The organism is Maribacter sp. (assembly GCF_039968975.1).
Classification (GTDB): Bacteria; Bacteroidota; Bacteroidia; order Flavobacteriales; family Flavobacteriaceae; genus Maribacter.
The window spans coordinates 1-11,709 of record NZ_JBDVOT010000208.1; the positions used below are offsets into that span (position 1 = coordinate 1).

Genomic DNA, 11,709 nt, shown 5'->3' on the forward strand with positions numbered 1-11,709 from the left:
CTTTGCTCCTTGAAACATATAGTTCATGTTTGTAACACTAGATACGTTCCAATCACCTATTTCCTGATTAAAACGTATGGCACGCTTAAAGACATTTTCCATATTAATGACATTAGAAACATTCCAGCTGCCAATATTTTGATTAAACAATGTACAATCATAAAACATAGAGGACATATCTATTATATTAGACATATTCCAATCATTAAAAGAACTAACGCCTCTTAAAGAATAGCAATCTTCAAACATTGCTTTTGTACTTGTAGTATTACTTAAATTGGGAGCATCGTTTGATCTAACGTCTAGGTTAGAACATCCAGAGAAAGCATTTTCAAATGATTGCCACTTTACATCACCCCATTGTTCAATCAATGACAATTTTAACTTATCATTTTCAATAATACTTAATGCTCCATTGAAATAAATTTGCGGAAATACTCTATGTATTGAAACCTTATAACTTCCAGAGTTTTCATACGTATGGGTGATTTCACCTGTAACATTTAAATCATAGGTACCGTCTCCCCATTCAATATCATAATCATAAGTGGCTTCAGGAAATACAGGTATTCTAATTTGGTTATTTGTTGTCACACCTGTTTCTGAAGTATTCCAAATTGATTCAAATGGTATAAACGGACAGCTGTCGCCTTCGTCATTGAATATCCATCTAAACTTATGGTAAATAGAATTTCTAGCGTACTTACTACTGCAATAAAATGATTTATTTGCACCCAATGTAACTCTACTTTGTAGATTCAAGATACTCCAACCTATCAATATTTTATCATAGTTCTCATTGGATAATGCTGAATCATCAAACATGTAATCCATCTTTTTCACATTTTCAATATTCCAATTTCCTAAATTTTGATTAAACAGTTTTGCATTCCTAAACATACCTGTCATATCAGTCACATTAGAAACATTTAAATTGGAAATATCTTGATTGAAAAAATCTGTTTCCGAAAACATTTCTTCCATAGTTAGAACATTTGCCAAATTCCAATCGCTAATATCTTCATTGAATACGACAGCACCTGAAAACATTTCTTTCATTGTTGTCACATTAGCAACATTCCATATGCTAATATCTTGATTGAAATTTTTAGAAGATTTGAACATGGCTGTCATATCCTTTACACTCGAAACATTCCAATTTGAAATATCTTGATTAAAAGCCTCAGAATCCGAAAACATTTCTTTCATTGATATTACGTTGGCAACATTTCAAATACTAATATCTTGATTGAAATTTTTAGAAGATTTAAACATGGCTGTCATATCCATTACGCTCGAAACATTCCAATTTGAAATATCTTGATTAAAAGTCTCAGAACCTGAAAACATTTCTTTCATTCTTGTCACATTAACAACATTCCAAGCATTAATATCTTGATTAAAAGACTTCGCGGACCTAAACATGCCCTCCATATCCGTTACACTTGAAACATTCCAATTTGAAATATCCTGATTAAACACTTCAGTTTCAGCAAACGTTTCTATCATTGATGTAATAGTACTTGTATCCCAATTCGCAAAATTTCCGTTTAAAGAATTACATGAATTAAACATATAATCCATTGAATCAACATTTGATAAATTAGGTATATCAGCTGCTAATATTTCAAGATTATCACATCCGGAAAAGGCATTTGACATCGAAGACCATTCTACATCCCCCCATTGATCTACTGATAAAATTTTATCTTTATCGGTGGGATAATAACTATGATTGCCATTAAAAAAAATTCTAGGAAATAAACCAGAAATTGAGACTTGGAAGATGCCTGGGCTTTCATAAGTATGTGTTATACTCCCAGTAACGTTAATATCTGTATTACCATCACCCCAAGAAATATTATAATTATAAATTTCGCTGAAATTTGTAGGTATGGTAATTTGATTATCAGCTGAGGCACCCGGATTATCAGTTTTCCAAGTTGTAATAAATTCTGTTTGTGCCGAAATAGTAAAACAAGAATAAATTAAAAGTAGAGTTAATATTATTTTTTGCATAGAAAGAAGAATAATTTTAAAAATAGTTTAAAATTTTCTTAAAATTTGTGTTAATCGATAATGTGTATTAGTAAGCCTTTAAACGAAAAATAATCGCCTTAACTTCTCTTAAAAATGTTGATGTTTTATATAGAATTAATAATTGACATAAGTTCCGTTAGTATCTCAAATATATTGTTTAATGCATATTCGTATATCAAATCATACTATTGATAGAATTTTACTAGAATCATTTTAGATTCTACCTATGAAGCGACTTTAAATACAGAAATACTTAAACCCAACAATTTCATATCAAACGCTTCCTCAAAAACTGATCATCATACTTCCTTTTAAAAGGTAGAACATATTGTTTTTCTCTATATTTTTCAGTCTCTAGTATGCTATTAAATCCGCAGCCTGTAAAAATTTTTGTAGCATTTTCTAATACGTGTTCTTCAATACTGTTTCCGTGAATACTGCTAGTATTTTCAGGGATTAAATCTTTCGGAATATCAGAAAATGAATAGATATAAATGTGCTCATTAGTGCGATACAATAGCGCTTGTTTGTACAATAGCAAAACCTCATCTAAAGGGGAGGAGTGCATCACCAAAAAATAGGGTTTCTTAAATATTACTTCTTGTGAATGCTCTCGCGGTTTTATTTGCAAAGTAAACGGAACCACTTTTTTGTACTGATAATTCGCTAATTCAATTCCGTTTTCAAGTGTGTAGACAATATCATAAACCGGACTCCCATATTTTTCAAAGTAGTCTTTGTTTACTGTGCGAGCCAGTAATATGGTCTGTATGGTAGTAAGTTCTGTGATGCTTTTTTCCAGTTCCCCGTAAAATCCCGCAGGGAAAACATCAACAACCAAAGTAGCTATTTTATACTCCGTTATGCAGTTTTGAATAAAGAGGTTGAAACCATCTTTATCTTTAAAAGATGTATCTTCTTTATGTAGTGTTCTTATATCTTTAGGTACCCGGTCATGATAAATAGAATTCGTTAACAACACACAATCCGCCAACGGAATATTTTGTGTGTATATGTAATTCAAAACCCTATTTATATGCCCAAAACCGGCACCATAGACATAAAATAAATACACTATATCTTATTTAATAATTCTGCGATAATGAACATTTTATGCTCATTAGGTATTTCGTCTATTGCTAAAATAGCATACACATAACTTTCTTGGTTTGAAGAAAGTGTAAAAGCTTCGGTGTCATTTACTTTTACAATGTTACCCTCTAAATTCACTCGATATAACTCTTCTCCATCATGTTTTACCTTAATTTTATCATCATAAGGGCGTACTTCAAAAGCATTTTCATTCTCCTCGTTATCAGATATTTTAACCTTATCAGGATACATCTTTACTTTCCATAATAACTCTGAATCTTGATCACGCAATTTTAAACTTCCTTCTTTGAACTTTACCTCGTATGTCATTTTTCCGTTAGCATAGAACTTATGCTTGTCTGGCTTACTTTTAAACGTATAGGTGGTATTGTTTGCAACGATTTTTATAGGTGATAGATCAAAACCACCAATTAATGCTCCGTCAGCATTTGCAATGGTAACATCTAAACTATTTGTAGTTGCACTTGCTTCTGTAGTAGTTTGTGCTGGGCTAGACGTATTCTTATTCTCTGTTTTACAACTTGCTAGTAGCAGTACTGTCAGTACAAAAAGGATGTTTATTTTTCTCATGGTTTTAAAATATTTAGATAATTCGTTATTTCTATTTCTTCGGTATATTTCGTTTTAATCTTCTGGTACAATGCCTCACTCATAGCTTCCTTTTCAGCAGGTGTCATTTTATGTACTTGCAACAAAATGTCCAATAGTTCATTAGACTGTATTGGGTTATATAAAAACCCATCGGCTTTATTACTAATTACATCTTTTATCCCTCCAACATTAGCACCGATTACAATATTTTTAGTGGCTGCGGCTTCTAAAAGTACATTGGGCATGCCGTCATAATATGAAGGTATGGCAACTATACCAACTGCATTATAAAAAGATATCAGTTCATTCTGTTTGGCAAAATCATAAAACTCTACATTGACATCTAAATTTAAAATGTATGTTTTGGTTTCGTCATTAACGTCACCAATTAAACACAGTACAAAGTCATTCTTATGCGGAAATTTCGCAAAGGTCTCTACAAAGTTTACAACCCCTTTTTTGGCTTTTAATTGCCCTACAAAGGCAATCGGTATTTTAGAATTGAACGCCTTTTTAATAGCATCAATACGTTTAAGATGACTTTTAGCCGGTTTCCATAATGCTGTATTAATTCCGTTTTGGGTAAAATAGGTATTGTTATGTGAAACCAACTTATCTATTTTCTCTCTCTTCTCGCTCGTTACCGTAAATACATACCTAGAGTTTTCTAATGCATATAATAATTGATTTCGCTTCTTTGAAAAGATACCTTCATCAAAATCATTTCCTCTGATAAACGTGATTAGCGGTTTCTGTATCCATTTAGATAAAATGGGTCCAATATTAAGTGGCAGGTTACCACCGAATACACCAACATGTGTTAATATATCTGAATAAGGGAGTTGCTGTATAAATTCAGATGCCAACGATAATGTAAACTCTTCCGAACTTTCTATAGGTACAGCAGCATAGGTTCCCTTTACAACAGTATCTACTTTAAACTTTTTCTTTCTATTCGTAAAATGAACGACATGTACCTCAACGCCATTTTTTTTAAAATTACGTACCAAGCGATCGCAAGAAACCGCCATTCCCCCTTTATTGGGTGGGTAATTTTGAGTGATTAATAAAACCTTCATTAACTATCAAAATAAGATCCATCATCAGAATCATCATGCAAGAAAACCGTAGAACTGCTATCAAACAAACTACCATAATCATCTGCCATAAATACCATGTATGGATATTCTTCATGGAATCTATTAATCATTTTTCTTCTCCAAACAGACCTATCTTTTGAGTAGAGCTCTATATCATTGGTTAACCGTGCATCGAATTCTACAAAGCAACTAAGACATAATATGGCATTCTTTTTTTTATAAACCAGAGGTTCACTATTTTGACTTATAATTTTATTGGCTTTAAACGCATGTATGTTACACACGTTCTTCTTGCACTTATCGCAAACTATGGTCGGTTTATTTTCGCAATTCCGAACTACAAATAGTCCGGTAAATTCTTCGCAACGTATTGTATTATCTTCCATAAAATTATGCGCTAGGCGTTACACAGCTATAACAGGTGTTGATTAGGTTTATAACTTCTAAAGAGAAATAATCTACCGCAAAAGAAGTAATGCTACTTTCTTTATACGGACTGTATTGATCCGGATTTTCCTTTTTAACATCGAATTTTCGATATACCTTAAAAACATAATACTCATCATCTTCAGCAAAGCTTATTTGAGAAGTATCAATTGTCGGCTTTAACTGATATTTATGTTTGGGTATTTTCATTTTAATGGTAAAAGGATATGCAGCCCTATACTTGTGCTTTGTTTTCCTTTTACCAGAGCTACCTCTTTTTTTGATAATACGTTTTCTTGTTCTTTCACTAAATTGAAAGAAAATCAACGATTCGTCATTAAAAAAACAGGAGCCCTTACTAATAATTCGTTCATAATTTTTTTCTACACCTGAAATGAATCCCCTAGTTTTACTGTTATAAGGTTCATTTTTAATAAGATTTTCTTCTGTTACCGTATCTTTTACATTCGCCTCTAACGCTATTTTTGAATTTAACTGCAAATCTTCTTCGATCAAGGTAAATAAGGCAGAGAAGTAATCTGCAAAAAAGTCAAAACCATCTGTAAAATTCTTTTTAAACTTTCTGTTCGTTATGTAGGTCATGATAATCGCAACGATTAACCCAGGACATGCGAGCATACCTATTATTGCAAATACTGCTCCTAAAGTCTCAGATATAAAGTTCAACGGAATTGCTATGAAATTACATAAGAAGACTCCAAGAAGAATAAACCAAATTTTCTTTATTGCCTTACTCTTTTGTTCTCTGGCTATTTCTCGTTGCAATACGCAAGCCCTGAAAAAACGAATCCATTTTACCGGAGTCTTTTTGGCGTTAAAACCTCTGTGCAAGTGCGCTCTTTCTATAGGAGCGCCCGTATATTGCTCTTTATTTAATTCATTGCCTTGTCTATCCATATTAGAGCGTAAGTTCTTGGTAAATGTTTTTCAATTTCTCTTTTTGATCGTTCCACAGAAAATTGCTTTTCACCTTGTCAAAAGCATTTGAGATATAGGTTTTCTTTCGTTCTGGCTCATCTAATACAAAACGAATACAACGTGCTAGGTCTTGCTCTCTATCGGGTTCAAAAAGTAAAGCTTCTTGTTCTGTAACCAACTCGGTAACTACGGGTAGTTCACTTGCGATGACCACAGTTTCACAAGCCATGCTTTCTAATATCTTTAGTGGACAGCAACCTTGGGTAATATTTCTATCACATGCCTTTAAAGGAGCTATAGAAGCTTCTGCGTAGTGTATATAATTATATAAATCTTTTTTAGATAATCTCGACTTTAGAATAATACGATCTTCTAAGCCTAATTTCTCTATTAGTTTTTTATACGGTTTAAAGGCTTTTTCTTTTACCGCTAAGCAAATAACCAATTTTAACTCTTCAAAATCTTCTAAGTACGTCATTGCTTTAAGCAACACATCTACACCTTGCCATGGTTGTATGGCTCCAAAATAAATAATGTACTGTTCAGGTGCGTCTATTGGTCTTTCGTAGGATTCTGGTATATGTGCCCCATTCGGTATTACTTTGATCTTCGCAGCATCAACAGCATAATCTGTTTCTAAAAAGGTTTTTGTTACTTCTGACGGAGTAATGATTACAGTCGCTTTTTCTAAACATTTAGATTCTAGTGCTCTTAGTTTCTCTAGAAAAGCGGGTGTTAAATTAGGGTATCTGTAAGGTAGTTCTATGGATGTTAAAGCATTTACCTCAAAGATGGTTTTTATACTAGGTTCGGCAGTTAATCCCATGCCGCTCCAAACATCTCTAAAATGCCCTATTTGAATAGACTCTTTATTTTTTTGGATATCAATGAATAGTTGCTGAGAGAAAAGAGATGCTTTTTTTAAATAATTCATTTCCTCTTCGTTGTAATAACGCTTTACAACAATATTACCTTCCGTTTGTACGGCAGGGTAGGTGCTATTACCTCGTAAGCAGAATAATTGCAATTCATCGCATTGCTTTGATGATACGTTGATCATCTCCCTTATATGCGTAGATGCCCCTTTTGCGCTAGGGAACACATCATATGTAGCGTATACATTTCTTGTCATCGACAATTAGAAAGAAATTTTAACCGGTTCTTTCTCTAGAGCATTTTCAATTTCAAAAAACTCACCTTTACTGAAATTGAACATGTTGGCAAAAATATTGGAAGGAAAGCTTTCAATAGCAATATTGTTTTCTTTTACCGTACCATTATAATATCTACGTGTCATTTCTATATCGTCTTCCAAAGAGCTTAACTCGTTCTGTAACTCACTGAAGTTTCTATTCGCTTTTAATTCAGGATAATTCTCGGCTACGGCAAAAAGATTGACCATCGAATTTTTCAAGGCACTTTCTGCTTTTCCCTGTTCATCAACAGATGAAGCCTTTTGGGCTAGATTTCGTGCTTTCGTAATGTTTTCAAAGGTTTCTTTCTCGTGAGTTGCGTACCCCTTTACGGTCTCTACCAATCCAGGAATCAAATCATATCGCTTTTTCAAGAATACATCAATACTGCTCCAGCCTTCTTCCATTTCCGTTTTCTTTCGTACTAAGCCGTTATACACAGATACAGCATATAAAAACAGGATTACAACAATGGCAATGATTACAATAGATACAAGCATAAGAATAGTTTTATGCTAAAATAACAGAATTAGTCGAGTTATATTATATTAATTGGAATCATCTTCCTACAAACTAAAGCCTATTCGATAATGGCTTTTATTAAAATGCCTAGCATAAATCTTAGATGCATTACTTATATTTTTAATCGCTATTTTTTGTAAGCAAACACAGTAAAGGCAGACTCATGCCTTTATAACTAACAACGCTATTTATGAAAACGATTTTCACTTTGGTCATAGGCTTAAGCAGCTTATGCATGTTCGCACAAAAAACAATAGACTTTCCTTCTAAAGATGGTTTGCAGATTACCGCAGATTATTATGAAACCAAGGGGAGCCAAACCTTTATACTCCTTTTTCATCAAGCAGGGTGGAGCCGTGGAGAATACAAAGAAATAGCACCTAAGTTAAATGCCTTAGGTTATAGTTGCCTAGCAATAGACCAACGTTCTGGCAGAGCGGTGAATTCCGTTACCAACCAGACCAACCAAAGAGCGGCAGAAGCAGGGAAAGAGACCAAATACCTAGATGCTTTTCAAGATATTGAAGCAACCGTGGCTTATGTAAAAAAAACATATAACCCAAAGAAAGTAATTATCTGGGGTAGTTCTTACTCTTCTTCTTTGGTACTTAAATATGCTGGAGACTATCCTAACAATATTGATGCTGCCATGGCTTTTTCTCCAGGAGAATATTTTGGCAAAGACGATTTTATAAAAAATAGCGCCACAAATATTAAAGTACCTACGTTTATTACTTCTGCACAAAACGAGCAAGATAATTGGGTAGCCATAAACGGTGCCATACCTACCACAACAAAAGTATCATATGTCCCGGCTACCAAAGGAAATCATGGTTCACGTGCCCTATGGGAAAAGTTTGATGATAATGATGGCTATTGGAAAGCTGTAAAGAACTTTTTAAAGCAAATCTAATTATACCCTCAACATATCATGAGACAGCCATCCATCCATTTTTATATATTATGCGCTTTACTTTTATCCATAATGGGATGTAAGCAAGCGAATAAAAAAGAGGACACAGATAAGAAAGTAAAAAACGAAGTGTTAGTCTTAGGAACTATTCACGGCGGACACCTAACGGATAGTGTTTATACTACTGACTATCTAAAAAAATTGATCAAGAACATTGATCCTGATTTTATATTGACCGAGATTCCTCCAAATCGGTTTAAAGCTGCCTATGACGGGTTTAAAAGAGACGATAGTATTTCTGAACCACGTACCATGCGTTTTCCTGAATATGTAGATGTTGTTTTTCCATTATCAAAAACTATGGATTTTGAAATTATCCCTACTGCTGGTTGGAGCAAGATCATGGCTGATGAGCGAGGGGAGAAATTAAGGGCTATACGGAAAGACACTTCTAGAACAGCAGATTGGCAGGCATACGTTACTGCAAACAAGCGTACAGATTCCTTGTACAATGCTAGTGGCAAGGTTAACGACCCTTATTTTATCCATACCAATACTTATGACAGTATTCAAGATATAGGATTACAAACCTATAATAAGCTATTTAATGAAGAACTAGGCCTTGGTGGTTGGGAAAATATAAATATTGCACATTATTGGAATATTGAAAAGGCTCTTGAAAAACACCGCTATCAAGGTAAACGAATTCTAATTACTTATGGCGCAGGTCATAAAGGTTGGTTTTTAAGAGAATTACGTAAGCGCGATGATATTAAGCTATTAGATATGCATCCATTTTTAGATGCTATACAATAATAGCTTTCTAGGTTAGTCTAACTAATTACCCGTGCAATTTGTAGATGGGAGGGAAGCAGTATGCATAACAACCCATATTTATACCAAAAACGCTAAAAAGAATAAAACAGTTGCTGTAATTTTGTCTTTTATATACCCCAAATACATACAAAAGCTTGTTAGAGAAACGAAGACAATTGCCCCAAGAACAATTAACAGATGAAGACCATTTCATATACTGTTTAGAAGGGGTGGATGATATAGAAAATGAATTGCTGACCGAAGCGCAAGAAAGTCTAGAACAATTAGCCATGAAATATGGTATTGCTAGTATCTACAAAACATGTGATACTATTGAAGGTCTTGAAGATAGCTTAAACGCACTAGTTTTAGATGATCATAATTTTAAGGATTATGAAATTATCTACTTGGTCATGCACGGCGAAGCCAATAGTATCTGCCTAAACGATTACTATTATACGTTACAGGAAATTGCCGAAATATTTGAAGGGCGGTTAAAAGGGAAGATTTTGCATTTCTCCAACGCTAAAATTCTGGATCTCGATGAAGAAGAAGCACAGTATTTTTTAGATATTACCAACGCAAAAGCGGTTTCTGGCTACGGTAATGCTTTTAACGGCGTAAGCAGCGCTAACCTAGACAAGGCATTCTTTAACCTTTTTAAAGAAGATGATGATATGTTCGAGGTGGTTGAGGAGCTACACCAAAGACATTACAACGTTTGTAAAATGTTAGATTTTAGGTTGTACTATTAAGCGCAGTCATTTAAAGAATACATACTTTTTTAAGATTCTAAGCTTCTTTATTTTGTAGAATACCATTGAAGTATTTTATTTTCAGATTAAAATTATCGTTCTATACAGTTTCTAATTATGTCGCTTAGACTTTTCTACAACTTTATTTAATGATTGAGGCAAAATATTCTTTAGAATGCTAAGTACCAGATAGATATTGCCAGCATCTCAAATTATTTTTTTTAAAATATATTAAAAAAAATTACTCAAACTAATGTAATAATCAGGTGAGAAGGTAGATGGTATAAGGGTTTCAGACAAATATGCAAACATCTTTAATAATCCTTTATAGATTTATTTTCACCCTAATTTCAAAAGTTATGTAACACCATTGTTTTTTCATTGTCCAAGTAATAACGAAAAACAAATTCTATGTTTAATTTATTTAATAAAAAAGAAAAAACGATGGGAAAATTAGAAGGTAGAGTAGCTGTTATTACAGGAGGTACTAGTGGTATCGGTTTAGCATCAGCTCAAGAATTCATTAATAACGGAGCAAAAGTTGTTCTTTTTGGCAGAGGTCAAGAAGGTTTAGATGCAGCAGTAAAACAATTAGGATCTAATAGTTACGGTGTAAAAGGAGATATTACTAACCAAAGTGATTTAGATAGATTATTTTCTGAAACTAAATCTAAGTTTGGAGGAATTGACACCTTGTTCATTAATGTAGGAAAAGGAAAATTAGCACCTGTTGCAGATACAGACGAAGCATTTTTTGATGACATGATGGATGTAAACTTTAAAGGGTCTTACTTTACATTACAAAAAGCAATTAAAAATTTAAACCCTAAGGCTTCCGTTATAATTACCACGTCTTGGTTAAATGAGATTGGATTTGCAGGAAGTAGTTTATTAAGCGCTAGTAAAGCAGCATTAAGATCTTTAGTACGTGTGGCTTCAGCTGAATTAGCGGAACAAGGCATACGTGTTAACGCCGTAAGTCCTGGACCAATTGGAACTCCTTTCTGGGGGAAAATAGGTTTACCTGATGATGTGCTTTCTGGAGCTGCCGAGGCAATTACTGGACAAACTGCATTAAACCGTTTTGGAACACCAGAAGAAGTAGCAAAAGCAGTATTGTTTTTAGCTTCTGATGATTCTTCATACATGATAGGTGAAGAAGTTGCAGTACACGGAGGTATCAACTCAATCTAAGGTACTTACACCAATTTAACGGCAAATAAAACCTCATTTTAATATATTTGAAATGAGGTTTTTTAAATACATTGAGTATGACTAATTTTTTCACAAATAATTATACC

Annotated in this window: 13 protein-coding genes and 1 pseudogene; 4 read left to right on the forward strand and 10 right to left on the reverse strand. The window is 33.5% G+C overall.

The window, feature by feature from the left end; all coding sequences use genetic code 11:
• The 10 genes and pseudogenes from ABJI11_RS13985 to ABJI11_RS14030 all read right to left on the reverse strand — a co-directional run.
• Positions 1-825, reverse strand: an 825-nt coding sequence (locus tag ABJI11_RS13985) for a BspA family leucine-rich repeat surface protein (RefSeq protein WP_348353481.1), incomplete at its 3' end; no start/stop codon positions are given.
• Positions 799-1,218: pseudogene (locus ABJI11_RS13990) on the reverse strand (BspA family leucine-rich repeat surface protein); the annotation flags it as partial. The pseudogene ABJI11_RS13990 and the gene ABJI11_RS13985, both read right to left, overlap by 27 nt.
• 12 nt (positions 1,219-1,230) lie before the next feature.
• Positions 1,231-2,019 carry a BspA family leucine-rich repeat surface protein gene (locus ABJI11_RS13995; protein WP_348353445.1) on the reverse strand — a complete coding sequence of 263 codons (789 nt, stop codon included), beginning with the start codon at positions 2,017-2,019 and terminating at the stop codon, positions 1,231-1,233.
• A 289-nt stretch (positions 2,020-2,308) separates the two neighbouring features.
• Complete coding sequence (locus ABJI11_RS14000; RefSeq protein WP_348353448.1) at positions 2,309-3,115, reverse strand: hypothetical protein; 807 nt, start codon at positions 3,113-3,115, stop codon at positions 2,309-2,311.
• Positions 3,115-3,723, reverse strand: coding sequence for a hypothetical protein (locus tag ABJI11_RS14005; protein WP_348353451.1), 609 nt, complete (start codon positions 3,721-3,723; stop codon positions 3,115-3,117). The genes ABJI11_RS14000 and ABJI11_RS14005 overlap by 1 nt, the downstream gene beginning before the upstream one ends.
• On the reverse strand, positions 3,720-4,823 hold the full coding sequence (locus tag ABJI11_RS14010; protein WP_348353454.1) for a glycosyltransferase: 1,104 nt from the start codon (positions 4,821-4,823) through the stop codon (positions 3,720-3,722). The genes ABJI11_RS14005 and ABJI11_RS14010 overlap by 4 nt, the downstream gene beginning before the upstream one ends.
• Positions 4,823-5,230 (reverse strand): hypothetical protein, encoded by a 408-nt coding sequence (locus tag ABJI11_RS14015; protein WP_348353457.1) that lies wholly within the window; start codon positions 5,228-5,230, stop codon positions 4,823-4,825. The genes ABJI11_RS14010 and ABJI11_RS14015 overlap by 1 nt, the downstream gene beginning before the upstream one ends.
• 4 nt (positions 5,231-5,234) lie before the next feature.
• Positions 5,235-6,188, reverse strand: a complete 954-nt coding sequence (locus ABJI11_RS14020; protein ID WP_348353460.1) for a hypothetical protein — start codon at positions 6,186-6,188, stop codon at positions 5,235-5,237.
• A gap of 1 nt (position 6,189) precedes the next feature.
• Positions 6,190-7,341, reverse strand: coding sequence for a glycosyltransferase family 4 protein (locus ABJI11_RS14025; protein ID WP_348353463.1), 1,152 nt, complete (start codon positions 7,339-7,341; stop codon positions 6,190-6,192).
• Between the two features lie 6 nt (positions 7,342-7,347).
• Positions 7,348-7,902, reverse strand: a complete 555-nt coding sequence (locus ABJI11_RS14030; protein WP_348353466.1) for a LemA family protein — start codon at positions 7,900-7,902, stop codon at positions 7,348-7,350.
• Positions 7,903-8,114: 212 nt separating this feature from the next.
• Here ABJI11_RS14030 and ABJI11_RS14035 point away from each other — a divergent pair, with 212 nt between their 5' ends.
• The 4 genes from ABJI11_RS14035 (at position 8,115) to ABJI11_RS14050 (ending at position 11,602) form a co-directional block, all read left to right on the forward strand.
• Positions 8,115-8,837 carry an alpha/beta fold hydrolase gene (locus ABJI11_RS14035; RefSeq protein WP_348353469.1) on the forward strand — a complete coding sequence of 241 codons (723 nt, stop codon included), beginning with the start codon at positions 8,115-8,117 and terminating at the stop codon, positions 8,835-8,837.
• A 72-nt stretch (positions 8,838-8,909) separates the two neighbouring features.
• Positions 8,910-9,653, forward strand: a complete 744-nt coding sequence (locus ABJI11_RS14040) for a hypothetical protein (protein ID WP_348353472.1) — start codon at positions 8,910-8,912, stop codon at positions 9,651-9,653.
• Positions 9,654-9,808: 155 nt separating this feature from the next.
• Positions 9,809-10,408: a DUF6642 family protein gene (locus tag ABJI11_RS14045; protein ID WP_348353475.1), complete on the forward strand. Its 600-nt coding sequence runs from the start codon at positions 9,809-9,811 to the stop codon at positions 10,406-10,408.
• A 444-nt stretch (positions 10,409-10,852) separates the two neighbouring features.
• Entirely contained in the window at positions 10,853-11,602 is a 750-nt protein-coding gene (locus tag ABJI11_RS14050) for an SDR family oxidoreductase (protein ID WP_348353478.1), read from the forward strand.
• Positions 11,603-11,709: the final 107 nt, after the last annotated feature.